Source organism: Pseudomonas sp. GW822-FHT04C11 (assembly GCF_058800905.1).
In genome coordinates this window covers 41,107-67,973 of record NZ_JBXAMS010000014.1, presented here as the reverse complement: position 1 = coordinate 67,973, position 26,867 = coordinate 41,107, and the positions used below count along the sequence as shown (strand labels likewise).

Below are 26,867 nucleotides of genomic sequence, written 5' to 3'. Positions count from 1 at the left end.
GCCTACTGCCCGGTGACCTGGGCAAGGGGAAGAGGGGTGTCGTCGATTTCTACTTTTTCGCCGGGACGGGCGTGCTGCAGGCCTTCGATGACAATGCGGTCGCCGGGCTTGAGGCCGCCGGTGACGATCCAGCGATCCTTCTGCACCTGGCCGAGCTGCACCGGTTGCTGGCTGACACGGGCGTCGGCGTCGAGCAAAAGCACCTGAGCAATGCCGGCGCTGTCACGCAGGATCGCCCGTTGCGGCACGCTGATACCGTGCTGATTCACCGCTTGCTCCAGGCGCACCCGGATGAAGCTGCCCGGCAGCAAGTCGAGGTCCGGGTTGGGGAACTCGCTGCGCAGAATGATCTGGCCAGTACCCGGGTCGACACTGATGTCGGCGAACAGCAGCTTGCCGGGCAATGGGTAGAGACTGCCGTCGTCCTGAATCAGCGTGGCTTTGGCCTGATCCTGGCCGACCTGCTGCATCTGCCCGGCACGAAACGCCCGGCGCAACTCGTTGAGTTCGCGGGTCGACTGGGTCAGGTCGGCGTGGATCGGGTCCAGCTGCTGGATCAGTGCCAATGGCGTGCTTTCGTTCTGCCCGACCAGCGCGCCTTCGGTGACCAAGGCACGGCCAACCCGCCCGGAAATCGGTGCGGTGACAGTGGCGTAACCGAGGTTCAGTTTCGCCCGTTGCACAGCCGCCTGATTGGCCGCGACATCGGCGGCGGTCTGCCGGACGGCGGCGCGGGCGTTGTCGTAATCCTGGCCGCTGATGGCATTGCCTTCGATCAACTGCGCGTAACGCTGCTCTTGCAAGCGCGCCTGAAAGGCATTGGCCTCGGCTTTGCGCAGCGCCGCCTGGGCGCTGTCCAGATCAGCCTTGAACGGTGCCGGATCGATGCGAAACAGCACGTCGCCCTGTTTGACGTCGCTGCCTTCGCGGAAGGTCCGTTGCAGGACCACGCCGGCCACCCGGGCGCGGACTTCGGCGATTCGCGGCGCGGCGATCCGCCCACTCAGTTCGCTGCTGATCGACAGTGGCCGGGCTTCGATGGTTTCGATCCGGACCGTGGCCAGCGGCGCTGTTTCTTCGGCAGTGGAGGACTTGTCGCACGCACTCAGCGTCATTGCCAAGGCAATCAGGCCGAGCTTCGCAAACAGGTTCTTTGACATGTAAATACCCCAATAATGACCCCGGCATCCTACGGGGAGGGGACGAGCGTAGCGGTGAAGCTTTGTAGGTGCTGTGTGAAATTGTGTAATGGTTTTACTCATGCCTGTGCGAGGGCGTATATCCTTGGCGCCTGCTTCGCAGTCGATCGCGGACATGCCTTGCTCCTACAGGTATCGAGCCGGACGCAATATTTGCGAACGCCCGCTGTCCGTAGGAGCAAGGCCTGCCCGCGATAGCGGTCACTGCTCACCATTGCATTCCCTGGAAACACCCATGCCCAACATCCTCTTGGTCGAAGACGATTCCGCACTCTCTGAATTGATTGCCAGCTACCTTGAACGCAATGGCTATCAGGTCAGTGTTATCAGCCGTGGCGACCATGTGCGCGAACGGGCGCGGGTCGATCCGCCGGATCTGGTGATCCTCGACCTGATGCTGCCAGGCCTCGATGGTTTGCAGGTCTGTCGCTTGCTGCGCGCCGATTCGGCGGCTCTGCCGATTCTGATGCTGACCGCCCGCGACGACAGTCATGACCAGGTGCTGGGCCTGGAGATGGGCGCTGACGATTACGTCACCAAGCCGTGCGAGCCACGGGTATTGCTGGCGCGGGTGCGGACCTTGCTGCGGCGCAGCAGCCTGAACGAGCCGCAGACCGCCAGCGACCGAATCCTCATGGGCAACCTCTGTATCGATCTGTCGGAGCGCACCGTGACCTGGCGCGAGCAACTGGTCGAACTGTCCAGCGGCGAATACAACCTGTTGGTGGTGCTGGCTCGCCACGCCGGTGAAGTACTCAGCCGCGACCAGATCCTGCAACGCCTGCGCGGCATCGAATTCAACGGCACCGACCGCTCGGTGGACGTGGCGATTTCCAAGCTGCGGCGCAAATTCGACGATCATGCCGGCGAAGCGCGCAAGATCAAAACCGTGTGGGGCAAGGGTTATCTGTTCAGTCGCTCCGAGTGGGAATGCTGAACATGCTGCGCATTCTGATCCGCCTCTACCTGATCACCATCGTCACCTTTAGCGCGGCGATTTATTTCATCCCGGATCTGGTGATCAAGGTTTTTCACGAGCGATTCGTGAACTACAACCTTGATCACTCCCGAGGCTTGCAGAAGCTGATCACCCAACAGTTTCACGGAGTGCCGACCGAGCAATGGACCCATCTGGCCGCGCAGCTGGACCAGGACTTCAGCCCGTTGCACGTGGCACTGGTGCGCAATGACGACGCGGATTTCACCCCCTACGAACGTGAGCGTCTGGAGCGCGGTGAAAACGTTATCCGCATGGGCGACTGGGGCTGGCGCACGCTGGCGGTCTCGCCGCTGGATCAGCAACTGTCGGTGAAACTGGTGGTGCCACCGGATCCGCTGGACGTCAACTTGTTGTACTGGAGCATCAACGTACTGATCGGCGGCGCGCTGCTGGCGTGTCTGTTGATCTGGCTGCGGCCGCACTGGCGCGATCTGGAACGTCTGAAAAATACCGCCGAGCGCTTTGGCAAGGGCCACTTGAGCGAGCGCACACAGATCCCGCCGAGTTCGAACATTGGCAGCCTGGCCAACGTTTTCGACACCATGGCCGGCGATATTGAAAACCTCCTGAACCAGCAACGTGATTTGCTCAACGCGGTGTCGCACGAATTGCGCACGCCGTTGACCCGACTGGACTTTGGCCTGGCACTGGCCTTGTCCGACGACTTGCCGGCCGCCAGCCGCGAGCGTTTGCAGGGCCTGGTTGCACATATTCGTGAACTGGATGAGCTGGTGCTGGAATTGCTTTCCTACAGCCGCCTGCAGAATCCGGCACGGGTGCCGGAGCAGGTGGACGTGTCGCTGGATGAGTTTATCGACAGTATTCTGGGCAGCGTCGATGAAGAGCTGGAGTCGCCGGACATCGTCATCGACGTCTTGTTGCACGGCCAGCTCGAACGCTTCAGCCTTGACCCGCGCCTGACCGCCCGAGCGATCCAGAACCTGCTGCGCAACGCCATGCGCTACTGCGAAAAACGCATTCAGATCGGCGTGCAGGTCTGCGCAAAAGGCTGTGAAATCTGCGTCGACGATGACGGCATCGGCATTCCGGAAGACGAACGCGAGCGGATCTTCGAACCTTTCTACCGCCTGGACCGCAGCCGCGACCGCGCCACGGGCGGGTTTGGCCTGGGGCTGGCGATCAGCCGCCGAGCCCTGGAAGCCCAGGCCGGCACACTGACGGCCGAAACCTCGCCGCTGGGCGGGGCGCGGTTCCGGTTGTGGCTGCCGACCCCGGTTTGATCTCAGGCTTTTTACTGACACTCAACGGTAACTCGAGCTTGCACTGACCTTGTGGCGAGGGAGCTTGCTCCCGTTGGGCCGCGAAGCGACCCCAAAACCTGCCAATGCATATATTCAGACACACTGCATTCGGCAGCTTTACGACTGCTTCGCCCAAACGCGGACCGGCCGACGGGGGCAAGCCCCCTCACCACAGGTTCAGGGTTCAAACGGATACTTCGGCAGCCGTGATCAACCCCACCCCAGCCCGGTCCATCCGTTCCATGGCCGAGGCCAGCGAGCCGTTCAGGTCGATCGCCCGGCAGGCGTCCAGCACCACCGTGGCATTGAACCCGGCTGCGCGGGCGTCCAGCGCCGAGAACATCACGCAGAAATCCAGCGCAAGTCCGACCATGAACACCGTATCGATTCCGCGTTCCCGCAGGTATCCGGCCAAGCCGGTGGGGGTGGTGCGGTCTGCTTCCAGAAACGCCGAATAGCTGTCGATGTCCGGGTTACAGCCTTTGCGGATGATCAACTGGGCGTGGGGCAGGTTCAGTTCGGCATGCAGTTCGGCGCCAGTGGTGGCTTGCACACAATGTTCAGGCCACAGGGTCTGGGCGCCGTAAGGCAGTTCAATCACATCATAGGGTTGGCGTCCGGGATGGCTGGACGCGAACGAGGCGTGCCCGGCCGGATGCCAGTCCTGGGCAATGATCACCTGGGTGAACTGACCGGCGAGGCGATTGATCAAGGGAATGATCCGGTCGCCCTCGGGTACCGCCAGTCGGCCGCCGGGAGTGAAGTCGTTTTGTACATCGATGACTAATAAGGCGCAGTGTGATTGAGCGGATGTGGACGTCATGACCGGTTACCTCCCTGGAAGTGGAAACGCAAGCATAGCGTCAGGTTCAGACTCTTCAAACGCTGAACCGACTCCTGAACAGCGTCCCCACCTCCCCCCGCAGTAAAATCAGGCACCACGTTTTATCAGGTTCACCGTGGAGGCAGGATTTACGGCCGCTTCGCAGCCGAACGCAGCCTCGCGGGCTCGGCAGCTGCTACGAAGGGAGTGTGGGAGCACTATTAGTCGGCGGGCAGTAAATGCTGGCGACAGTCGAGTGTCAGGCGGGCGCCGCCGAGTTCGCTGCTGCCGACGTCCAGGGCGAATCCGTGCAGGTTCACGATGGCCGCGACAATCGATAAGCCGAGGCCGAAGCCACCGTTCTTGGCGTTGTCGTCGACGCGATAGAACCGTTGGAACACCGCCGTGCGTTTGTCCGCCGGGATGCCGGGGCCGGAGTCGAGTACTTCAATACGTGTGCTGCCGGCATTGTCGATTGCCCGCACGATGACCTGACCGCCCGCCGGGGTGAACTTGATCGAGTTGCTCAGCAAGTTCGACAGGGCTTCAAACAACAACGCCCGGTCGCCGGTCAGCTCCGGCAAGGTCTGCGGTGTTTGCAGGCTTAATGTCAGCTGACCTTCCTCGGCCAGCGGCAGGTAAAAATCGTACAGTTCCTGCAGCAACGGCAATGGATCGAACAGCACAAAGCCTGAACGCCGTTGTTGATCCTCCAGCTCGGAGATCCGCAGCAATCCGCGAAAGCGCGCCATCAGGGTGTCGGTCTCGGCGATCACCTGATCCAGCTGCAACGCCTCGGCAGAACCTTCGACGGCCTGCTGTTGAATGCGGTAAAGCTGCGCGCGTAGCCGGGTGAGCGGGGTGCGCAGGTCGTGGGCGATGTTGTCGCAAACCCCCTTGACCTCGTTTACCAGGCGCTCGATGCGTTCGAGCATGGCGTTGACGATGGCCGCAAGCATGTCCAGCTCATCGCGGCGGCTGGACAGCGGCAAACGGTGGTTGAGGTTGCCGGCGACGATGGCTTCGGCGCTCGCCTGCAAGGCGCGAATCCGTTGTAACGGCCGACGGCGCAACAAATGCCAACCGGCGATGCCGGGGATGATGGTCAGCGAGACTCCCCAGAACAGCGCATGCAGGATGATCCGTGTGACCGCAAACAACGAACCGTTGTCACGCACCAGGACCAGCCAGCGGCCATCCAGCGTGTGGGTCGCCACCGCGTCGCAACTGTCGGATGGCAGGCTGGCGTCATCCGGATCGGCGCAGTCGCCCAGTGAATGGATCTTGCCGTCCAGTGGCAGGCCAGCGGGGATCCTGCGAATCAGCCCGTGCAGCGGCCGATGCTGTTCGTCGAACAGCCCATAGGCGTCGATACCGCGCTGGTCGAAGGTGATGCTGGCAATCAGCGCCTCATCCAGCTGATCACCGTGGAAGCGTGAAAACAGGTGCTGGCGCTGCATCAGCGAATGTTTGGCAAGGTTCTCCAGGTAGCTGGAAACCTCGTAATACATCACCCCCATGAGCAGGCCGCTCCAGACCACGAACAGCGAACTGTAGAGCGCCAGCAAGCGGCTGCTGGAGGAGCGCCAGCCTTTAGACGGGTTCAGCAATGACATAACCGGAGCCTCGCACAGTCCGTATCAGCGGCAGTTGGCCCGGCAGGTCGATTTTTTTGCGCAGACGTCCGATGTGCACATCGATCAGATTGGTGCCGGGGTCGAAGTGATAGCCCCAGACCTCTTCGAAAATCATCATCCGCGTGAGGATCTGCCCGGTATTGCGCAACAGAAACTCCAGCAGTTTGTATTCGGTCGGCAGCAGGCTCAGCAACTGTCCGCCGCGGCTGGCTTCGCGGCTGATCAGGTTGAGCTCCAGGTCGGCCACGCGCAGCGTCGTTGTGTAGTCCTTGACGGTGTTCTGGCGTCGCAGCAGGACTTCGACGCGGGCGGCCATTTCGTCGGTGGCAAAGGGTTTGGTCAGGTAATCGTCACCGCCGGCGCGCAGACCGCGAACGCGTTCATCGACGTCGGACAGGGCGCTGATCATCAGAATCGGCGTCGACACGCCCATGGTTCGCAAGGTGGTGACAATCGCCAGGCCGTCAAGCTCCGGCAGCATGCGGTCAAGGGTGATCAGGTCGTAGTCACCGCTGACCGCCCGCGCCAGGCCTTCTCGACCATTGGCGACCCAGTCCACCTGCAGGCCGTGGCTGCTCAGTTCGGCAACGATCTCCCGTGCAGTGACGGCGTCGTCTTCAATGGTCAGGATTCGGGTCATGGGGCTTGCCTGAGAATAAGTGAAATGCACGAGTGGCAGTGTGCCAAGAAATGCCGGCGAAGGTTCTAAAAAAACTTTCATGCAGGGTAGATGGACTTCAGACAGACACGACTTTTCATCGCCTGTGACAGAAGGAGGCGCGGTACGGTTCACTGGCCTGGATCAATATTTTGCTTTGGCATATCACGTAACGTAAAGGTTTCAGGGCCTTGTAGCACCGTCAGCTACATTGTCTTGGCGCAGCAATGTTGCGTCATTGCACGACTGCAGCAGGATGCTGACACCCCTTAATGACTTTTCACGGATGAAACATGCCATGCAACGCCTAGACCGTACCTTTGATATCCAGCCGCTTATGCGGGCAGATATGACCATCGAACTCAATGGCCAGCCGGTCAGCGCCGCGATCGGCGAAACCGTGTTGACGGTCATTCAAGCCCTCGGCGTGCGCCAGGTCGCACGTAACGATCACGATCAGATCAGCGGGGCCTATTGCGGCATGGGCGTGTGCCAATGCTGCCTGGTGAAAATCAACGGTCGGCACAAACGCCGCGCCTGCCAGACGCTGGTGCAGCCGGGCATGCGGGTCCAAACGGCGGTCAACCGCATTGCCGAGCAGGAGGCACTATGAGCCTGCATCCGGTCATCGTCGGCGGTGGTCCGGCGGGTATGGCGGCGGCCATTGAACTGGCCAGACACGGCGTGCACTGCACCTTGCTCGAAGAAGCTTCACGGCTGGGCGGGGTGGTGTATCGCGGGCCGTTGCGCGACGGCGTACAGCTGGACTATCTGGGACCGCGTTACGCCGAGTCCCTGGCCAAACTGCATGGCGACTTTCAGGACCGTTGTGCACTGATCGATGTGTGTTTGAACACGCGGGTTGTCGGTGCAGAAGGGACCCGGGCGCTGGTCATGCTGGACGCTGACGAACGCGTGCAGGAAATCACCTACCCGCAATTGTTGCTCGCCGCCGGATGCCATGAGCGCAGCGTACCGTTCCCTGGCTGGACATTGCCGGGGGTGATACTGCTGGGCGGTCTGCAACTGCAAATCAAGAGTGGCGTGGTCAAGCCGCAAAGCCCGGTGGTGATCGCCGGTACCGGTCCGTTGTTGCCGTTGGTTGCCTGTCAATTGCATGCCAGCGGAGTGAAGGTCGCCGGAGTGTTCGAGGCCTGCGCGTTCGGCAAGATCGCCAAGGAAAGCCTGGCACTGCTGAACAAACCCCAATTGTTCCTCGACGGGCTGAGCATGCTCGCCTATCTGAAACTGCACCGAATCTCGATGCGCTACGGTTGGGGCGTGGTCGAGGCGCAAGGCGAGGGCGAGTTGCGCAGCGTGACGGTCGCACCGTATTCCAGCAACTGGCAGCCAGACCTGAGTCTCGCCGAGCAAGTGCCGGCGCAGACCCTGGCGGTAGGCTATGGCTTTATTCCGCGTACTCAACTGAGTCAGCAAATGGGCCTGGAACATGGCTTCAGCGTTGACGGTTATCTGCGTGCTACAGCCAATATCTGGCAGCAAAGCAGCGAGCCGCACGTTCACCTGGCTGGTGACATGGGCGGGATCCGCGGTGGTGAGGCAGCGATGCTCAGCGGTCGAATCGCTGCGTTGTCGATCCTTGTGCAGCGCGATGTGCTGAGCAGCGAAAAGGCGCTGCACTTGCGCGAGCGCTATCTGGCGAAACTCAAGTCCATCGTGCGTTTTCGCGCGGCGGTGGATCGCTACACCGAGCGCGGTGCCGGGCAGACCGCGTTGCCGGCTGCCGATACGCTGATCTGCCGTTGCGAAAACGCCACCCGGGCCGACATCGATCGTGCGCTGTCCCAAGGCGTTCAAGACATGGCCAGCCTGAAAATGCGCACGCGGGTGAGCATGGGCGATTGTCAGGGGCGGATGTGTGTCGGTTATTGCAGCGACCGCTTGCGTGAAGCCACCGGGCGCCAGGATGTGGGCTGGTTGCGCCCACGTTTTCCCATCGAGCCGATTCCTTTTTCGGCTTTCCAGAACCTCGGCACGGATGCGTTGAATCATGAGTAAGTTCTACGATGTGGTCATTGCCGGTGGCGGTGTGATCGGGGCTTCTTGCGCCTATCAACTGTCGAAACGCAAGAATCTGAAAGTCGCGCTGATCGACGCCAAGCGCCCCGGCAACGCGACTCGCGCGTCGGCCGGCGGCCTGTGGGCGATTGGCGAGTCGGTGGGGCTGGGCTGCGGGGTCATTTTCTTTCGCATGATGTCGGCCAACCGCAAGCGCGAAGCCCAAGGCGCGGCGGTGGCGGTCGACTCCAGCACGCCGCACATCCTGCCGGATTCGTTCTTTGAGTTTGCCCTGCAATCGAATGCGCTGTACCCGGACCTGCACCGCGAGTTGCAGGAAAAGCACGGCATGGATTTCAAGTTCGAAAAAACCGGGCTGAAGTTCGTGATCTACGACGATGAGGACCGCTTGTACGCCGAGCACATCGTCGCCTGCATTCCACACCTGGCCGATCAGGTGCGCTGGCTTGACCAGGCCGCGCTGCGCGAGGCCGAACCGAGCGTCAGCCATGAAGCACGCGGGGCGCTGGAGTTTCTCTGCGACCATCAGGTCAGCCCGTTCCGCCTGGCGGACGCCTACACCGAAGGTGCCCGGCAGAATGGCGTCGACCTGTATTTCAACACCAACGTCACTGAGGTGTTGCGCCAGGGTTCGCGGGTGGTCGGGGTGCAGACTGCCGAAGCCGGCAAGTTCCGTTGCGACACCTTGATCAACGCCGCCGGCGCCTGGGCGGCTGACTTGAGTGAGTGGGCTACTGGCATCCGCATTCCGGTGAATCCGGTCAAGGGTCAGATCTTGCTGACCGAGCGCATGCCGAAGATCTTGCGCGGTTGCCTGACCACCAGTGATTGCTATCTGGCGCAGAAGGACAACGGCGAGATTCTGATCGGTAGCACCACCGAAGACAAAGGCTTCGACGTGACCACCACCTACCCGGAAATCTATGGGTTGGTGCAAGGCGCGATCCGCTGCATTCCAGAGCTTGAACACATCAATCTCAAGCGCTGCTGGGCAGGGTTGCGGCCGGGCTCACCGGATGAGCTGCCGATTCTCGGGCCGATGAAAGGGGTGCAGGGCTATCTCAATGCCTGCGGGCATTTCCGCACCGGCATCCTGACTTCGGCGATCACCGGCGTGTTGCTCGACAAACTGGTGAACAACGAAGCGTTGCCGCTGGACATCACACCGTTCCTGGCGGATCGGTTTGAGGTGAAACAAACGGTCGCGGTCAAACAGGCAGAAATGGCCTGAATTGGCTCAGGTGTTCTGCGAGCAGCGGCAATAGCTGTTCGCAGGACGCCTCGATTTTCATGTCCAGCAACTCATCGGCGCGGGTCTTGCCCAGATTGATAGCGATCAGCGGTTTGCCGCGGTCGGCGATCACCCGACACAGGCGAAACGCCGAAAACGCCATCAGCGATGACCCCACCACCAGCAATCCCGCTGCCTGTTCGGCAGCAGCCATGGCCTTGGCAGCGGTGGCGTGCGCGACGTTTTCACCGAAAAACACCACGTCCGGTTTCATTCGCTCACCCTCGCAGTTTGGGCAACGGGGGACTTGAAAATGCGACTCGAAGGCCGGGTCGAGCAGGGTGTCACCATCGGGTGCCTGAACCGCATCGACATCCGCCAGATAGGGGTTTTGCGCTTCCATGAGGCGCTGGATCGAGTCCCGGTCACTGCGTTGGCCGCAATCCAGGCACAACACCCGGTGCAAGCTGCCATGCAGCTCGATCACGTCCGGGCTGCCGGCCTGATCGTGCAAGGTGTCGACATTTTGGGTGATCAGCCCGGCAATCTGCCGCTGTGCTTGCAGCGTGGCCAAGGCTTCGTGGGCGGTATTCGGCCGCGCTTGCCGAACCCGTGGCCAACCGAGCATCGCCCGTGCCCAGTACCGCTGGCGTGACTCGGGTGCTTTGAGAAACTCCTGATACATCATCGGCTGCCGGCCGCGCCGCACCCCATCGGTGTCGCGGTAATCGGGAATGCCCGACGCCGTGCTGATACCGGCGCCCGTGAGCACCAGCAACGGCTGCTCGGCCATCAGGTTCTGCAGGTGGTCAAGCTGTTCGCGGATGGTGCTGTCGAACATGGTCAGCGCTCCGGTTGCCGGGTTTCACAACACGATGCAGGATAGTTGTTGTTCGGTCTACTGCGAGGGGTTGGCAGTTGAGCGAAAAACTGTGCTCTGACGTGCGTTTGTGACGTCTAGCGTCTGTGTCCCCGCGGTGGTACGGGGCGTGAATTCGGAAGCCGGCATGCAAGCGTTGTTGAACGAGATTCTTGACACGGTTCGCCCCCTGATCGGACAGGGCAAGGTGGCTAATTACATTCCTGCGCTGGGCAGTGTGCCGGCCGATCAGTTGGGCATTGCGGTGTATGGCAATGACGGCGAGCTGTATTGCGCCGGCGATGCCCACACGCTGTTTTCGGTGCAGAGTATTTCCAAGGTGTTCAGCCTGGTTCAGGCCATCGAGCATTCCGGCGAGGCGATCTGGGAGCGACTCGGTCACGAGCCTTCCGGCCAGCCGTTCAATTCGCTGGTGCAGCTGGAGTTCGAACGCGGTCGACCGCGCAATCCGTTCATCAATGCCGGGGCGCTGGTGATCTGTGACATCAACCAGTCACGCTTTGCCGCGCCAGCGCTGTCGATGCGTGATTTTGTGCGGCGGTTGTCCGGTAATCCGCAAGTGATGGTCGACAGCAAAGTCGCCGAGTCGGAATACCAGCACCGTGCGCGCAACGCGGCCATGGCTTACCTGATGCAATCGTTCGGCAACTTTCATAACGATGTGGAAGCCGTGCTGCGCAGCTACTTCAGCCATTGTGCGCTGCGCATGAGCTGTGTCGACCTGGCCCGGGCCTTCTGTTTCCTGGCCAATGACGGGTTTTGCAAGCACAGCGGCGAACAGATCCTCACGGCGCGCCAGACCAAACAGGTCAACTCGATCATGGCCACCAGCGGTCTGTATGACGAAGCCGGCAACTTTGCCTATCGCGTCGGTCTACCGGGCAAGAGTGGTGTAGGCGGCGGCATCGTGGCCGTGGTGCCGGGGCGCTTTACCGTGTGCGTCTGGTCACCTGAACTGAACCCGGCAGGTAACTCGCTGGCCGGCATGGCGGCACTGGAATTGCTGAGCCAGCGCATTGGCTGGTCGGTGTTCTAGAAGTTAGGGCATGTCAGTCAAGCCCGAGAACCGTTACGCAAACCGTTACGTGAATGTTTACGCAAGCCGTTACGCAAAACCGTAGCAGCTGCCGAGCCTGCGAGGCTGCGTTCGGTCTGGGCCGCATCCGGACGAAGCGGTCGTGAAATCAGGCAGCCCGTTCTTTCAGGAAAACCGTGTATGCAGGATTTGCGAGGACTGCGTCCGAACGCGGCCCGCCTCTAACGCAGCCTCGCGGGCTCGGCAGCTGCTACGGGCGCTGTTACTCCGGTGGGTCGAGGTGATCCAGTGCGCGATTCACCGCCAACTCGGCCAGGGAAATCATCTGTTGAATCGCCAGCGCGGTGTTGCGTTTAGGGCCTTCGAGGTCGAACGCCAGATCGCTGGCCATGACATTGGCCGAGGCGAGGGTTTCGCAGGCGTGGGCCAGCAGAGTTTCAGAGTCAATGTCGGGGGCGATGACGAAAATGCAGCCGGGACGGCGGTCGGTTAACAATGCCTTGGTTTCAGGCAACACCAGGTAATGGTCGAGCGCACGGTGTGCGGCGGCGTGGAGTTCTTTTGAATCGAGGGAGGCGTAGGGAGAAACCGGATCGGTTTCGGGGGGATTTGGAGTGGCTTTGAACATGGTGAACCTCGCTTTGTCATTGTGAGTTACCACCGTCTGCCGCCAAGCAGATTAGGTGGCGGGTTACACAAGTTTGGCGGACCGGTTCAAAGCGAAAAAATACCGGCATCCCCGAAGGGATCCTTGGGCAACCCGCCATGACACAGGAGAGCAGGCACTAAAGAGTGCCGTCAATCATGGTTGGGACGCTGTTGCGCGCTTTGAATACCGAGCCGCCAAGCCCGTTCGCTGAATGGTCAGCGACACGGAAACGATAGAGGCGAGGACCAAAGCGCACAAGCCGGCGGATTCTGGCGCAGGTGTAGGCCGTGACGCAAGGCGTTGTAGCCTCCGATGGGCACTGCGTAGGCAAGCTTAAACACCCGTTGTAGCAGCTGCCGAGCCCGCGAGGCTGCGTTCGGCCGCAGAGCGGTCGTAAAATCAGGCAACACGTTCGTTCAGGTAAACCGCGTACGCCGGATTGACGAGGACTGCGTCCGAACGCGGCCCGCCTCTAACGCATCCTCGCGGGCTCGGCAGCTGCTACGGGCGCTGTTACTCCGGTGGGTCGAAGTGATCCAGTGCGCGATTCACCGCCACTCGGCCAGGGAAATCATCTGCTGAATCGCCAGTGCGGTATTTCGTTGATCGTTCCCATGCGACGCAAAAAAATGCCTCTGGGGACGCTCCGCGTCCAGTGACGCAGAGCGTCACGGGCTGCATTCCCACGCGGGAGTGGGAACGATCAGTTTCGCTCGCGCCCATCATTTTCGGAAGCGCCTTACAGCCAGCCATGAAGTAGTGTATTAACCTGCCAGTTGCACTGCTCATCGGTGAGTTACGAACCGAGTCAGAGTCGTTCCAGGCGAGTTTTTTCGCCGCACTCCAGCTTAAGGAAGAGTCTATGCTCGCGCCGGCACAACGCTGTGCAGTTCTTATTACTGATCCCCACCTTCGCAACGACATCTTCGCAATCGGCGCCCCTACCGCAGGAGTGTTCTACGCGGTCAGCAATATTGATGTCCTGCAGATGCAGGCTGAAATCATCTACAAAAACCTTCGTGCATTAGGCGCTTGAGAAACTATGAAAACCTTACTGTGTTTGCTGATTGCCACTGCGGTGGGCACTGGTTTTCAGTATGCCGGCGTCCCGCATGGCCTGTTGCTGGGCTCGATACTCGCGACTGCATTGATCGTCAGCAACCGCCAATTTTCGCCGAAGATGCCGCTCGGCCTTGGCTATGTGCAAATTGTATTGGGGATCGCCACCGGCCTGATGTTCGAGGCTTGGGACAGCCAGACAGTCGCCGCGCTGTTGCCCAGCCTGGGTTTGCTGCTGCTGTGCCTGACAGCGCAGATTGTCGCGGCGGGTTTGTGGCTGCGCAACGTGTCGGGATGGAACCTCAAGGACTCGCTGCTGGCCGTTTACCCAGGCGCACTCGCGGCGGTATTCGATTTGCTGGAGTCCGAGCGGGCATCGAGCAAGGTGATCGTCGTGCACCTGGTCCGTCTGTTGTCGATCACCGTGCTGGTCAGTTTTTGCATCCCCGGGCCTGTCGACGCAGTGCTTGTCGAGAACAGTCCGCTGGGCATCAACATCGTGCTGACGTTGTTGTCGCTGGTCGCCCTGTGCCTGGTGCTCGGGCGCCTGCTGTTGCGCATCGGCGTCCCGGCACCGTTCATGCTCACCGCGATTGTCACCACCGGCGTCTACGTCAAACTGGGTTATCTGCATGGCTTCCACATGCCGGCATGGAGCGTTGATGCCGCCGCCGTCGTCCTTGGTGTGCTGATCGGCTCGAAATTCAAGGACATTACCCCGGCGGAGCTCGTGCGCCACGGCCGTGCCGGGTTGATGTCTGTTGCGCTGATGTTGCTGGTCGCCGCGGCGTTTGCCGGGGTAGCGGGGCGGTTGCTGGGCAGCGATCCTTTGGCTTCATGGTTGGCGTACATGCCGGGGGCCATCGAAACCATCGCGATCGTCGCGTTCAGTGGTGGGCTGAACGTGGTGTTCATTCTGTCCCACCACTTGGTGCGGATGGTCGTGTTGCACTTCGCCCCCGCCTTGATTGTTCAGGCGCGTAGACGGCGGGAAAATGCCTGATCAGGCAAAGGCAGCGTAGCCTGTTGATCAGTTACTGCGGCACTGGCTGATCGAAACTATCCAGCGCGATATTTCGTTGATCGTTCCCATGCGGGTGAACGATCAATGATTACGCAAGCCGTTACGCAAACCGTAGCAGCTGTCGAGCCTGCGAGCCTGCGAGGCTGCGTTCGGCTCGGTCCGCGCTCGGGCGAAGCGGTCGTGAAATCATGCAACACGTTCCGTCAGGTAAACCGCGTATACAGGATTGGCGAGGACTCTGTCCTCGAACGCAGCCTCGCAGGCTCGACAGCTGCTACGGGCGCGACTCTGTAATTGGCTGTTCGTTTTTTGCGTTTTCAATAGAAGTGGGCGGACAGCCGATAGCGACCGCCCGCCGTCGTAGGAGCATGGCTTGCCAGCGATGGGGCCCGTGAGATCGCCATCGCCGGCAAGCCGTGCTCCTACAAGGTGGGTTTTGCTTTACGTTTGGTGGCAGGTGCGGTTTTGCGCTTGGTGGTCTTGCGTTTGTTCTTCCAGGGCGCGGCACCTTTGCCGGCCGGGCTTGCCGGGCCGCTGATGGTCAGGCGCAGGCCGGTGCAGCGGCCGACCTGTTTGCTCATCCAGGCGGCTTGTTTGGTGACGAACTCTTCAAGGCTCATTTCGCCGCTTTGCACCATGTCCAGGGCTTGTTCCCAGATGGCTGTGGTGCCGGGGTCGGCGATGGCTCGGGGCACGGCGTCGATCAGGCTGAAGGCCGGCGGTGTGGCGGCCAGGGCCTTGCCGTTCTTGATCAGATAGCCTCGGTCCAGCAACCCCTGAATGATCCCGGCGCGGGTCGCCTCGGTGCCGATGCCGGTGGTGTCCTTGAGCTTTTGCTTGAGCAGCGGATCTTCCACCAGTTTGGCGACGTTCTTCATCGCCTTGATCAGGTCGCCTTCGGTAAACGGCTTGGGTGGCTGGGTCCAGAGGTCCTTCAGCGTCACGTTGGCGACGGCGTAGTCGCACCCTTCAGCCAGTGCCGGCAGCGTCTGCGGCGCCGGAGCTTCCCGTCCTTTGGCCGGGGCCAACGCTTCGGGCAGTGCGCGCTTCCAGCCGGGCTCGACAATCAGTTTGCCCACCGCACGCAAGGCTTGCCCGGCGCAGTCGAAGTCAGCCTGGGTGCGGTCGTATTCGTGATTGGGCAGGAACTGCGCCAGATACCGCGCCCGGATCAAGGTGTAGACCGCACGGTGCTTGCCGGTCAGGCGTTCGAGGTTTTTCGCCGCCGCCGTGGGGATGATCCCGTGGTGGGCGCTGACCTTGGCGTCGTTCCAGGCCCGCGACCGGCGTTGTGGCTCAAGGTGCTTGAGCAACTCGCCAAGGCTGGGGTCGGCCCGCCCAAGGGCGGCGAGAATACCCGGTGCTTCGCTGTGCTGACTCAACGGCAGGTAGCCGCAGTCACTGCGCGGGTAGGTGATGACCTTGTGGGTTTCGTACAACGCCTGGGCCACATCCAGGGTTTCCTGGGCACCGAGGCCGAGTTTTTTCGAGCAGATTTCTTGCAGCGTGCCAAGGTCGAACGGCAGCGGTGCGGCTTCGCGGACCCGCTCGGTGCGCAGTTTGACCAGCTGCGCACTGGCGGCGTTACGCATGGCCGTGGCCGCTTCCTGGGCCAGCGCCTGATTCAGGCAGCGGTCCTGCTCGTCGCAGACGTCTGACGCTGCACGCCATTGGGCGGTGAACGGGATGTTGTCATGCAGCAGCTGTACGTCGATGGCCCAATACGGTACGGGCACGAAGTCGGCAATGCTGCGGTCGCGATCGACCACCAGCCGCAAGGTCGGGGTTTGCACTCGACCCACCGGCAGCACGCCTTGATAGCCCGACTGGCGCCCGAGCAGGGTGAACAGGCGGCTCATGTTCATGCCGATCAGCCAGTCGGCACGCGAGCGCCCGAGTGCCGAGTGATAGAGACTGAAGGTTTCTGCGCCGGGTTTGAGCGCCGCCAGGGCCTTGCGAATCGACGCATCGTCCAGCGCCGACAGCCACAGGCGCTTGATCGGCCCGCGATAGCGGCAATGCTCCACCAGCTCACGGGCAATCATCTCGCCCTCACGGTCGGCGTCGGTGGCGATCACCAGTTCATCCGCTTCGCCGAGTAGTCGTTTGACGGCTTTGAACTGGCTGGCGGTCTTGGGTTTGACCAGCATCTTCCACTTCTCGGGAATGATTGGCAGGTCTTCCAGGACCCAGCGTTTATAACGTGCGTCGTAGGCATCCGGCGGTGCGGTTTCCAGCAGGTGGCCGATGCACCAGGTCACTGTGACGCCCGTTCCCAGCCAGCAGCCGTCGCCGCGCCGGCTGGCACCGAGCACGGTCGCAATGTCTTTGGCCTGGGAAGGCTTTTCACAGAGAAACAGCTGCATAACCACCATCAGTCATCAGGGTTTGAAGGTGCACAGCATGCGGGGTACCGCGGCGTGGATCAACCTTTATCTGTATGGATGTACAGTTAAGGCGGGTTAAACCCCTTCGTTCATCTGCAACGTTTGAATACCGGCCGCCCTGGCCTGCGCGATCAGCTCTTCGGTGTCCTCCCCACCGGGTAGCGCAATGACGATGTCGGGTCGGCTGTCTTGCAGCATGAAGCTGTTGCGCAGACGCTCCGCCAGCTTGCCGTGCAGTTGCCAGTTGGCGGGGTAGCGCACGATGTTCGCGCCCAGTTCCCGGGCCCAGTTTTCGATGTCTCCGCCCAGAAACTGATTGCCGCCGTGGATCAGCACGCGCACTTCATGCAGGCACTGGAAGGCTTCCAGTACCCGGCGGCAGGTACGGGTGTCAGCGTAATAGCGCCCGGCACAGATCAGGACGCGCATGGCAGTTGATCCTTGTCGGCAGACGGTTGCGGATGACTATCTGCCAGGTCATTGCTCTCGATATCGCGTTCCCCGGCGCGTTCGAGTACCGGGTAGGCCAGCGCCGCGATGTGGTGATGCACGCGTCGGTAGTCGCGCAGCAGCCGTTGAAAGATGTCACCGGACTCGGCCCAGGCGCTTTTGTCTTCGCGCAGGGCACGAAAGTGCGCCCGGCTGGCCGCAGCTTCGAGCCTTCTGACCGATTCTTTGCGGTTGACCAGATAGTGGGCGGTTGCAAGGTCTTCGCGAAGAAACACGGTAATCGCCAGGCTCAGGCTTTCCAGCAGCTCGTTGTGCAGCGGATAGAGCGTGCCCAGTTCGAAGGCCGAAAAGTTTTCACCGCGCCGCAGTCGGCGCGCGGCCAACTGCGCAAGGCTGGTGGACAGGATGTCGGCGGCGTGCTCCAGGTTGATCACGAACATCAGGATTTCCTGCGAGCGATCGGCGTCACTGTCACTGATGCCTTCCTGGCCGATGTCCGCCAGATAGGCACGAATCGCTGCGCTGAGCAGATCCAGGGACTGGTCGATCTGCCGTACCTCATCGGCGTTGCGCTGGTCCGAGGTCTGGAACAGTTGCAGCACGCGGTTGAGCATAATCGAGAGCATGTCGGCCAGCCGCAGGGCTTCGCGTGCCGCGTTGGACAGGCCAATGTTCGCCACCGCGAGGCCGGCTTCATCCAGATAGAGCGGCATGCCGGGATCAACATCCCGCGCCGGTGACGGCAGCAGGTGCGTCAGCAGTTTCGCCAGCGGTTCTATCAGGCCGATGAACACCAGCGCCAGCAGCAGATTGAAGCTGGTGTGCAAGCAAACCACCCGTAGCGCGGGTGTCAGCTCTGCAATCGGGCTGCTCTGAGCCAGCATCGGCACGAACGGCAAACACACCAGCGCCCCGATGACCCGCACCAGCAGGTTGCCGACCGGCAAGCGCCGGGCCACGGCGGAACTGGCGTTGAGCACCGAGGGCAGGGCGCCACCGATATTCACCCCGAGCACCAGCGCCATGCTGGTCACCGGCGAGAGCAGACCAGTGGCGGCGAGCGAGGCGATCAGCAACACCACCGCGACGCTGGAATGGCAGATCCAGGTCAGCAGCATCGCCACCAGCAAGGCAATGATCATGTCACCATCGAGGCTGTGCATGAGTGCATGGAAGATCGGCGTGCCTTCGACCTCTCCCAGCGTCGACCCGAGCATGCGCAGCGCCAGCAGCATCAAGCCCAGGCCGATCAGCGCGCAACCGACGCTCTCGTAGCGTGAGTCATCACGCAGGCGGAAGACGATGAACCCGGCCAGCAGGACGATAGGGGTGACGATCGAAATATCGAAACTGAGCAGTTGCACCACCAGCGTCGAGCCAATATTGGCCCCGAGCATCACCGCCAACGCTGGCGCAAGGCCCAGGGCTCCGGCTGCGGTAAAGGAGGTCGCCATCAGGCTGACGGCGGTGCTGCTTTGTAGAATGCCGGTGATCCCGACGCCCGAGAGCACGGCCATCCAGCGGTTGTTGAGGTTTTTGCCCAGCCATTGGCGCAGAGGCGTGCCGAAGCCGCGCAACAGCGCCGAAGAAATCATATGGGTGCCCCAGAGCATCAGTGCGATGGAGCCGGCGAGGTTGATCAATAGAGTAGTTCCCGACATGAGGACTCTCCCTTTGCTGTTTCATTTTTTAGCGGACCGCGAGCCGCAGGGCGGTGCGATGTATGGCACTGGAGAACCCCAGCAGGAATCTGATTTCAATGCCGCTCAACCAGCCTCGGGCATACAGCCTGACGCTGGCGCAGGTGAGCAGTGTTGCGATTCGGGTCAGGCCGGTTACCAGCAGCGACACCAGTGCCCGTTTGGCCAGAGCGTAAAGGTGTTGTTGTGCGACAGGTTTCATATCTGTGCTCTCTGAAAACTCACCGCGTCATGGGCACCGAAGCCGCCCATGACGTCGCCGTTGAGTAAGGGCGCAATCGGCGATCACTCGCCAGCCGCGCCTGGATCAGGCCCTTAGAACCATTGCTTGAAGCGGCGGATGTAGAAGGTCTTCATCAACTGGGCGAACACGCAGTAGCTGAGCAGAGTGCCCACCAGCCATGGGAAGTACTGCCATGGCAGCGGTTGCAGACCGACCAGGGTGCCGAGTGGCGAGAACGGGATGTAGATGCCCAGCACCATCACCAGCCCGGTCATCAGGATCACCGGCAAGGCCGCGGTGCTCTGGAAGAACGGGATCTTCTGGGTCCGCAGCATGTGCACCACCAGCGTCTGCGACAGCAAGCCTTCGATGAACCAGCCGGACTGGAACAGGGTCTGCATTTCCACACTGTTGGCCGAGAACACGTACCACATCAGGGCGAAGGTGGTGATGTCGAAGATCGACGAGGTCGGCCCGATCCACAGCATGAAGCGCCCGATGTTCTTGGCGTCCCACTTGCGCGGCTTGCGCAGGTATTCCTTGTCCATCTTGTCCCACGGCAGCGCCAGCTGGGAGATGTCGTACATCAGGTTTTGCAGCAGCAGGTGGATCGCCAGCATCGGCAGGAACGGGATGAAGGCACTGGCCACCAACACTGAAAAGACGTTGCCGAAGTTCGAGCTGGCGGTCATGTTCAGGTACTTCATGATGTTGCCGAAGGTCTCGCGACCTTTGATCACACCTTCTTCGAGCACCATCAGGCTCTTTTCCAGCAGGATGATATCCGCCGATTCCTTGGCAATATCGGTGCCGCTGTCGACCGAAATACCGACATCGGCGTCGCGCAGGGCAGGGGCGTCGTTGATGCCGTCGCCGAGGAAACCGACGGTGTGACCGTTCGACTGCAGCGCCTTCAGTACCCGGGATTTCTGCAGTGGCGTGAGCTTGGCAAACACCGTGCGTTCTTCAACCCGCAACTTGAGGGTCGACTCGTCCATCTTCTCGATGTCTTGGCCGAGCAGCGGCGTGCCGGGCTCCAGGCCGACTTCGCGGCAGATCTTGCTGGTGACCACTGCGTTGTCGCCGGTCAGCACCTTGACGGTCACGCCCATGTCGCGCAGCGCGGCAATCGCCGGGCCAGCGGTTTCCTTCGGCGGATCGAGGAAGGTCAGGAAGCCGCGAATCACCAGCTCGCGTTCGTCACTGGTCTTGTACTGGTTTTTGCTCTGGGCTTTCGGGATCTCTCGAGTCGCCACCACCAGCACCCGGAAACCGTCTTCGTTGTACTCGTTGGCCATCGCCAGCAGCGCTTTGCGACGCTGCTCATCCAGTGCAACCACCACGCCGTTCTCGTGGATGTGGCTGGAAATGCTCAGCATCTCCTCGACCGCACCCTTGCAGACCAGCAGATGATCGTCGCGACTGTCCTTGACGATGATCGACAGGCGCCGACGAATGAAGTCGAACGGCAGCTCATCGATCTTGCTGTAGGCGAACGGGATCTTGAACGTCGGGTTGCGCTCGGCGAATTGCACCACCGCCTGGTCCATCAGGTTGCGCAGACCGCTCTGGTGATGGCTGTTGAGCCACGCCAGTTCAAGAATCGAGTCGTCGCGCCGGCCATTGATGTCGACGTGGTGCTCGAGGATGATTTTGTCCTGGGTCAGGGTGCCGGTCTTGTCGGTGCAGAGCACGTCCATCGAGCCGAAGTTCTGGATGGCGTTGAGGCGCTTGACCACGACTTTGCGTTTAGCCATCGCCATCGCGCCTTTGGCGAGGTTGGCGCTGACGATCATCGGCAGCATTTCCGGGGTCAGGCCGACCGCGACGGCCAGGGCAAACATCAGCGCATCAGCCCAATCGCCTTTGGAAAAACCGTTGAGCAGGAACACGATCGGCACCATGACCAGCATGAAGCGGATCAGCAGCCAGCTGACGCTGTTCACCCCACGGTCGAAGGCGGTTTGCACCCGCGAGCCGACGATGGCTTTGGCCAGCGATCCAAAGTAGGTGCGTGGACCAGTCGCGACCACCACCGCTCGGGCGGTGCCGCTGACCACGTTGGTGCCCATGAAGCAGATGTTCGGCAGGTCCAGCAGGTTTGACTGGTCGGCGGCTGTCGCGGAGGCGGACTTCTGTGCGACGTTGCCCAGGGTGTCGTATTTCTCCACCGGCAAGGCTTCGCCGGTTAGCACCGCTTGGCTGATGAACAGGTCACGGGATTCGATCAGGCGAATGTCAGCCGGGATCATGTCACCGGCCGACAGCTGAATGACGTCGCCGGCCACCAGTTCACGCATCGGCACTTCGCGCAGTTTGGGCTTCATGCCCATTTGCTCGCGACGCAGCACGGTGGCGGTGGTGCGGACCATGGCCTTGAGCGCTTCAGCCGACTTGGCCGAGCGGTGTTCCTGCCAGAACCGCAGCAGGCTGCTGAGCGACACCATGGTCATGATAATGATGACTTTGGTGAGGTCGATTTCTTCGCCTGCCTGGAGTGGGAGCCAGTAATCGGTCACGAAGCTGATGCCGGCCAGCGCCAGCAGCACATAGATGAACGGATTGTTGAGGGCCTGGAGAAACTGGACGATGGCGTGAGGTGGCTTGTCATGCGCCACTTCGTTGAAGCCTTCGCGTTGCAGGCGGCCTTCGGCATCAAGCTCGGTCAGGCCGTCGGCGGAAGTCTTGACGTTGGCGAGGGTAACTGCGAGGCCGTTTTGCGCCTCACGGGCGGCGCGCATCGACAGCTTGGTGTCGTCGTTCGTGGCGCCCCGGACGTGCTTTTTCGGATCTTTTACAAGGGTCATTGCGTGTGCTCCTGCCGCAGTCTTGCGGCACGACACACTGCAAACTCAGCTAATTAAAGGCGAGCGAATGTAGGTCGAGTCGCAAGTAAGCGGTCGATTAAAGTTATTGTGTTTTTTAGTGTTTAACGTTCGCTGCACGCCCAATAAAAAACGGCATGCAGCGAACCTACTACTGGCCTCGTCCATAACGAACCTCATGAAGTCTGTGTGTTAAATAGGCAATAGAAAGTTGCCGAATTCCTTATTAAGGAAAACGCTGGTTATACACCCTTGGAAGTACTTTCAGATCAACTGAAAGTGCGTGCCCCGAGGTGCAGGCCGAGCCATACGCTGGCCTGCTGCAGGAGGTGCGCAAAGCACCAACTCGGTGGTTCCTGGCTTTCGTCGAGGCTCCAGCGTTGCTGAAGTTGGCCGGTCGACGGGCAGACGCGCCAAGTGGCACGCAACTGAGCCTGAGTGCGCGAAGAAGGGGAGGAAAACGGCGAACGAGTCGCCACAGGGCGCTCACGGCAAGGCTTTACGCGCATCGTCGAGGCGAAGGCGCGTACACCTGGCATTACAGTAGATTTGAAGTTCATAACATGCCTCGCAACCGGACTGACGCCGGAGAGGCAAGTTACGATGGAGCGTCAAGCCCTAGCGCAGCTCACCCGACCGAGGAGTCGAGTCCCGTCATTTTCTGGGTTAAGTGCCCAGCTCTGCGAAAACGCATCAGCCAGACAGCGTCTAGATACTGTGTCCATTGGATTCTTTTGTGAGTTGAAAAAAGGCCTGAGTTACCGGCCCGGGCAATGTACTCAGGCAGCCCGCTGACGTCAACCTTAAATCCATGTTGTTAAGGCATTAGACAGATAAGGACAGTGCAGAAGGGACGGTCAGAATAATTGCAGTCGACAGTGATCGATATTAAGGCGCGAAGTGCTCATGACATTCAGTCGTCATGAGCACAAGGGATTACGCTGTAACGCTTAATGATGCATGTGTCGGGAAATATCCCGGTAAGTATCGCTGTCCGTTGCCGCCAACAGCTTGCGACCATCCTTGAGCGTGGCGATGAACGTAATCTCGGTCTCCTTGCCCGCCATCAGGTAGCCGGCGATTGCCCCGATGGGGCCGAGCAGCATGGCGCCGGCGATGCTGTAGCCAATCGCATCCTTGTTGGTCACGCTGTCCTCGGTTGCCACTTCCAGGGTTTTGAATGCCGAGGGCCGCACTTTGATTTCCTGGTTAGGGTTGAAAAGGGTTTTCAACTGCAACGCCCCTTCACGGTACTCGCTATCGCCTTGTTGAAAATCTCCTGCCAAAACGGTGACATTGACCATGTTGAACTCCCCTTGTTCGAACATTGCTGAACCTGTTATCTCGCGCTTGCAGGGGGCAGACGTCAATCAGCTGGCGATGAAGGGGCGTACCATCAGTCCGGTCAAAAAAAGAGGCATGACGCTTCGCCCTTGAGCGGTGGCTATCTAAAAATTCAATAGCCCCGCTGCTTCAAACTGTGTCAGTTTCGTTACGCCTTCAACAGGGCGAGTGATAGGACGATCTCGCGAAGGGGTCGCCGTGGTCTATCGGAACCGACTATTTGAAACAAGGACGTAAGTGATGTCACAGGCCAAAGCAAAAGCGCTCATTTCTTCAGGGCAGGTCAGTTCGGCCTACAGTCAGGTCGATGCCTTCAGCCATTTGTATGATCGCGGTGGCGCTGAGCTGATTAACGGCAAACCGTCGTTCACCGCGGATCAGGCGGCTGATCAGATTCTGCGTAAAAACCTGTCCTGGCACGACACGGACGGCAATGGCAAAGTCGAACTGAGCTTCAGCTTCATGACGTCGGCGCCGGCGAACTACAACACCAAGCTGGGTCATTTCAGCGAGTTCAGCGATCTGCAGAAAGCCCAGGCGAAACTCTCTCTGCAATCCTGGTCGGACGTGGCCAATGTCACCTTCAAGGAAGGGGCCGCAGGCGGTGACGGGCACCTGAGCTTCGGTAACTACGATGTCAGCACCGGTGGCGCGGCGTTCGCCTACTTGCCGTCGGGCGGTAGCTACGACGGTCAGTCCTGGTACCTTATCAACGATCAGTACCGGGTCAACGAGACGCCGGGCACCAACAACTACGGGCGTCAGACCCTGACCCACGAAATCGGTCACAGCCTGGGCCTGTCCCATCCGGGCGTCTATAACGCGGGTAGCGGCAACCCGACCTATAACGACGTGACCTACGCTCAGGACACGCGCGGCTACAGCCTGATGAGCTACTGGAGCGAGAGCAACACCGGTCAGGACTTCAGCAAGGATGGCAGCGGTGCGTACGCCTCGGCACCGCTGATGGATGACATTGTCGCGGTGCAAAAACTCTACGGTGCCAACCTCGAGACCCGTGCCGATGATACGGTCTATGGCTTCAACTCCAACGCCGGTCGCGATTTCTACAGCGCCACGTCGGCTGAATCGAAAGTGGTGTTCTCGGTGTGGGACGGTGGCGGCAACGACACCCTGGACTTCTCGGGCTTCAGCCAGAACCAGAAGATCAACCTCAACCAAGGCTCGTTCTCTGACGTTGGCGGCCTGGTCGGCAACGTGTCCATCGCCCACGGCGTAACCCTGGAAAACGCTATCGGTGGTTCGGGCAATGACCTGCTGATCGGCAACGCGGTGGCCAACCTGCTCGAAGGCGGTGTCGGCAACGACATCCTCTACGGCGGCGGTGGCGGCGATAGCTTGTGGGGCGGGGCAGGGGCGGACACCTTCGTGTTCGGCGCGGCATCCGATTCGACCATGACCGCGCCGGACTGGATCATGGATTTCACCAGCGGTGAGGACAAGATCGACCTGTCGGGCATCGCGCAGTTCGCGTCTGGCGCCGCCACGCTGAACTTCGTCAGTGGCTTCACCGGCCATGCCGGCGACGCGATCCTGACGTACTTCGCACAGACCAACCAGACCAGTTTGTATATCGATCTCACCGGCCACGGTGCGGTAGATTTTGCCGTGGGAACGGTCGGTCAGGCGGCAACCACTGATATTGTCGCCTAAACTCTGCTGACAGGAACCGCCGATGCGGTTCCGTGCAGTGAAATGAAAGTCCGCCCAGGGCCAACATGGGCGGACTTTTTTTATGCCGTCAGTTTTTCTCCAGGTCCACGTCCTTGGTTTCGCGCAAGCAGAGCATGCCCACCACCAGGCTCACCCCGGTGATCAGTATCGGGTACCACAGCCCGTAGAAAATATCCCCGGTGTAGACCACCAGCGCGAACGATACGGTCGGCAGGAAACCACCAAACCAGCCGTTGCCGATGTGATACGGCAGGGACATCGAGGTGTAGCGGATGCGCGTCGGGAATAGTTCGACCATCAGCGCCGCCAGCGGCCCGTAGCACATCGCCGAAATGATGATCAGCGCGACGATCAGCACGACGATCATCGGTTTGTTGATCTGCTGGGTGTCCGCCTGTTGCGGGTAACCGGCCAGGGTCACGGCACCGCGCAGGGCGGCTTCGTCGTAACCATCGATAGTGACATCGCCAACGCTGACCTGCACCGCGCTGCCAGCGGCGGCGGCTTTGCTGCTGTAAGGCAGGCCTTGTTTGACCAGGAAGGTTTTGACTTTGTCGCAGGGGCTGTCAAACCGCGCCTTGCCAACCGGGTCGAACTGGAAGGTGCAGGTGGCCGGGTCGGCCAGCACGCTGATCGGCGCTTGTTGACTGGCGCGGTCGATGGCCGGGTTGGCGTAATGGGCCAGGGTTTTGAAGATCGGGAAGTACAGCACGGTGGCCAGCAACAGGCCGATCATCAGGATCGGTTTGCGCCCGACCCGGTCCGACAGCCAGCCGAAGAAAATGAAGAACGGTGCACCGATCACCACGCTGACAATCAGCAAGGTGTTGGCCAGGGCCGGGTCCATTTTCAGGAACTGGGTGAGGAAGAACAGCACATAGAACTGTGCGGCATAGAAGGTCACCGCTTGCCCGGCGTTGATGCTGAACAATGCAATCAGCACGACTTTGAGGTTTTCCCAGTTACCGAAGGATTCGCGGATCGGTGCTTTGCAGGACTTGCCTTCTTCTTTCATTTTCAAAAAGGCCGGCGACTCGTGCAGGCTCAGGCGAATCCAGGTCGAAATGCCCAGCAGCACGATCGACAGCAGGAACGGAATGCGCCAGCCCCAGACTTCGAATTGATCACCGGTGAAGTAGCGGCAGCCGAGCACCACCAGCAGCGAGAGCAGCAAACCGAGGGTCGCGGTGGACTGAATCCAGCTGGTGTGGAAACCGCGTTTGCCGACGGGCGCGTGTTCTGCCACGTAGGTCGCGGCACCGCCGTACTCGCCGCCGAGTGCCAGACCCTGAAGCATGCGCAGCACCACCAGAATGATCGGTGCGGCAATACCGATACTGGCGTAGGTCGGCAGCAGGCCGACGGAGAAGGTTGCCAGGCCCATCAGGATGATCGTGGCGAGGAAGGTGTATTTGCGCCCGATCATGTCCCCCAGTCGACCGAACACCAGAGCGCCGAACGGCCGCACGATGAAACCGGCGGCGAAGGCCATCAGCGCGAAGATGAAGGCGGTGGTGTCGTTGACCCCGGCGAAGAACTGTTTGCTGATCACCGCCGCGAGGGCGCCGTAGAGGAAGAAGTCATACCATTCGAACACCGTCCCGAGGGACGAGGCGAAGATGACTGTCCGGGTTTCCTTGCTGGTGCCGGCGCTGAGCGTTGCGGCGATGGCTTGAGCCTGTTCTGACATGTCGGTATCCCTCACAGTGTTTATTTATTGTTGTTCCACTGTCAGCGCCGGCCGT

General features: G+C 60.7%; 23 protein-coding genes. 9 read left to right on the top strand and 14 right to left on the bottom strand.

All coding sequences use genetic code 11. The features are described 5' to 3' along the window. Window positions 1-2: 2 nt before the first annotated feature. Window positions 3-1,160 (bottom strand): efflux RND transporter periplasmic adaptor subunit, encoded by a 1,158-nt coding sequence (locus AC1RJ3_RS21220; RefSeq protein WP_054597699.1) that lies wholly within the window; start codon window positions 1,158-1,160, stop codon window positions 3-5. 274 nt (window positions 1,161-1,434) lie between these two features. Between AC1RJ3_RS21220 and AC1RJ3_RS21215 the strand changes: the two genes are divergently transcribed. After that, window positions 1,435-2,136, top strand: a complete 702-nt coding sequence (locus AC1RJ3_RS21215) for a response regulator (RefSeq protein WP_054597698.1) — start codon at window positions 1,435-1,437, stop codon at window positions 2,134-2,136. Between the two features lie 2 nt (window positions 2,137-2,138). Further along, window positions 2,139-3,440 (top strand): ATP-binding protein, encoded by a 1,302-nt coding sequence (locus tag AC1RJ3_RS21210; RefSeq protein WP_347927001.1) that lies wholly within the window; start codon window positions 2,139-2,141, stop codon window positions 3,438-3,440. Window positions 3,441-3,645: 205 nt separating this feature from the next. Here the strand turns inward: AC1RJ3_RS21210 and pncA are convergent, their stop codons facing one another. The 3 genes from pncA to AC1RJ3_RS21195 all read right to left on the bottom strand — a co-directional run bounded on the left by pncA (window position 3,646) and on the right by AC1RJ3_RS21195 (window position 6,561). Next, on the bottom strand, window positions 3,646-4,284 hold the full coding sequence (pncA, locus tag AC1RJ3_RS21205; RefSeq protein WP_216741747.1) for a bifunctional nicotinamidase/pyrazinamidase: 639 nt from the start codon (window positions 4,282-4,284) through the stop codon (window positions 3,646-3,648). Between the two features lie 221 nt (window positions 4,285-4,505). After that, complete coding sequence (locus tag AC1RJ3_RS21200; RefSeq protein WP_347927000.1) at window positions 4,506-5,900, bottom strand: sensor histidine kinase; 1,395 nt, start codon at window positions 5,898-5,900, stop codon at window positions 4,506-4,508. Continuing rightward, complete coding sequence (locus AC1RJ3_RS21195) at window positions 5,878-6,561, bottom strand: response regulator transcription factor (protein ID WP_103316361.1); 684 nt, start codon at window positions 6,559-6,561, stop codon at window positions 5,878-5,880. The genes AC1RJ3_RS21200 and AC1RJ3_RS21195 overlap by 23 nt, the downstream gene beginning before the upstream one ends. A 316-nt stretch (window positions 6,562-6,877) precedes the next feature. Between AC1RJ3_RS21195 and hcnA the strand changes: the two genes are divergently transcribed. From hcnA to hcnC, 3 genes are read left to right on the top strand one after another with little or no spacing between them, the layout of a single operon-like run. After that, window positions 6,878-7,192: a cyanide-forming glycine dehydrogenase subunit HcnA gene (gene hcnA / locus AC1RJ3_RS21190; protein WP_347926999.1), complete on the top strand. Its 315-nt coding sequence runs from the start codon at window positions 6,878-6,880 to the stop codon at window positions 7,190-7,192. Next, a complete protein-coding gene (gene hcnB / locus AC1RJ3_RS21185) occupies window positions 7,189-8,598 on the top strand; it encodes a cyanide-forming glycine dehydrogenase subunit HcnB (RefSeq protein WP_493080329.1) in 1,410 nt (469 codons plus the stop codon). Before hcnA ends, hcnB begins: the two co-directional genes overlap by 4 nt. Then, window positions 8,591-9,850 carry a cyanide-forming glycine dehydrogenase subunit HcnC gene (gene hcnC / locus AC1RJ3_RS21180; protein WP_489110456.1) on the top strand — a complete coding sequence of 420 codons (1,260 nt, stop codon included), beginning with the start codon at window positions 8,591-8,593 and terminating at the stop codon, window positions 9,848-9,850. Before hcnB ends, hcnC begins: the two co-directional genes overlap by 8 nt. Here the strand turns inward: hcnC and AC1RJ3_RS21175 are convergent. After that, on the bottom strand, window positions 9,828-10,691 hold the full coding sequence (locus AC1RJ3_RS21175) for an NAD-dependent protein deacetylase (protein WP_493080327.1): 864 nt from the start codon (window positions 10,689-10,691) through the stop codon (window positions 9,828-9,830). The genes hcnC and AC1RJ3_RS21175 overlap by 23 nt on opposite strands. Before the next feature lie 166 nt (window positions 10,692-10,857). On the opposite strand from AC1RJ3_RS21175, the gene glsB reads away from it, so the two are divergent. Continuing rightward, window positions 10,858-11,766, top strand: coding sequence for a glutaminase B (glsB, locus tag AC1RJ3_RS21170; protein WP_054597690.1), 909 nt, complete (start codon window positions 10,858-10,860; stop codon window positions 11,764-11,766). Between the two features lie 262 nt (window positions 11,767-12,028). On the opposite strand, the gene AC1RJ3_RS21165 is transcribed toward glsB, so the two are convergent. Then, window positions 12,029-12,394, bottom strand: a complete 366-nt coding sequence (locus tag AC1RJ3_RS21165) for a DUF6124 family protein (protein WP_493080325.1) — start codon at window positions 12,392-12,394, stop codon at window positions 12,029-12,031. An 883-nt stretch (window positions 12,395-13,277) separates the two neighbouring features. On the opposite strand from AC1RJ3_RS21165, the gene AC1RJ3_RS21160 reads away from it, so the two are divergent. Further along, window positions 13,278-13,451, top strand: a complete 174-nt coding sequence (locus tag AC1RJ3_RS21160; RefSeq protein WP_347926994.1) for a hypothetical protein — start codon at window positions 13,278-13,280, stop codon at window positions 13,449-13,451. A gap of 6 nt (window positions 13,452-13,457) precedes the next feature. Beyond that, window positions 13,458-14,477: an AbrB family transcriptional regulator gene (locus AC1RJ3_RS21155; RefSeq protein WP_347926993.1), complete on the top strand. Its 1,020-nt coding sequence runs from the start codon at window positions 13,458-13,460 to the stop codon at window positions 14,475-14,477. A 443-nt stretch (window positions 14,478-14,920) separates the two neighbouring features. Here AC1RJ3_RS21155 and AC1RJ3_RS21150 read toward each other — a convergent pair whose 3' ends face one another. From AC1RJ3_RS21150 to AC1RJ3_RS21120, 7 genes are all read right to left on the bottom strand, one after another. Continuing rightward, the gene (locus AC1RJ3_RS21150) at window positions 14,921-16,864 is read right to left on the bottom strand and encodes a DNA topoisomerase III (protein WP_493080322.1); all 1,944 of its coding nucleotides are present in this window, start codon (window positions 16,862-16,864) and stop codon (window positions 14,921-14,923) included. Window positions 16,865-16,960: 96 nt separating this feature from the next. Next, window positions 16,961-17,314: a DUF2493 domain-containing protein gene (locus AC1RJ3_RS21145; protein ID WP_347926991.1), complete on the bottom strand. Its 354-nt coding sequence runs from the start codon at window positions 17,312-17,314 to the stop codon at window positions 16,961-16,963. Next, entirely contained in the window at window positions 17,302-18,996 is a 1,695-nt protein-coding gene (locus tag AC1RJ3_RS21140; RefSeq protein WP_493080320.1) for a Na/Pi cotransporter family protein, read from the bottom strand. The genes AC1RJ3_RS21145 and AC1RJ3_RS21140 overlap by 13 nt, the downstream gene beginning before the upstream one ends. A gap of 28 nt (window positions 18,997-19,024) precedes the next feature. Further along, complete coding sequence (locus tag AC1RJ3_RS21135) at window positions 19,025-19,237, bottom strand: hypothetical protein (protein WP_493080318.1); 213 nt, start codon at window positions 19,235-19,237, stop codon at window positions 19,025-19,027. Window positions 19,238-19,350: 113 nt separating this feature from the next. Then, entirely contained in the window at window positions 19,351-22,065 is a 2,715-nt protein-coding gene (gene mgtA / locus AC1RJ3_RS21130; RefSeq protein WP_054597685.1) for a magnesium-translocating P-type ATPase, read from the bottom strand. Between the two features lie 287 nt (window positions 22,066-22,352). Further along, entirely contained in the window at window positions 22,353-22,643 is a 291-nt protein-coding gene (locus AC1RJ3_RS21125) for a hypothetical protein (RefSeq protein WP_347926988.1), read from the bottom strand. Between the two features lie 390 nt (window positions 22,644-23,033). Further along, complete coding sequence (locus tag AC1RJ3_RS21120; RefSeq protein WP_054598352.1) at window positions 23,034-23,387, bottom strand: hypothetical protein; 354 nt, start codon at window positions 23,385-23,387, stop codon at window positions 23,034-23,036. A gap of 280 nt (window positions 23,388-23,667) precedes the next feature. Here AC1RJ3_RS21120 and AC1RJ3_RS21115 point away from each other — a divergent pair, with 280 nt between their 5' ends. Continuing rightward, entirely contained in the window at window positions 23,668-25,101 is a 1,434-nt protein-coding gene (locus AC1RJ3_RS21115) for a serralysin family metalloprotease (RefSeq protein WP_493080315.1), read from the top strand. A gap of 88 nt (window positions 25,102-25,189) precedes the next feature. On the opposite strand, the gene AC1RJ3_RS21110 is transcribed toward AC1RJ3_RS21115, so the two are convergent. Continuing rightward, complete coding sequence (locus tag AC1RJ3_RS21110) at window positions 25,190-26,812, bottom strand: MFS transporter (protein ID WP_103316448.1); 1,623 nt, start codon at window positions 26,810-26,812, stop codon at window positions 25,190-25,192. Between the last annotated feature and the right edge of the window lie 55 nt (window positions 26,813-26,867).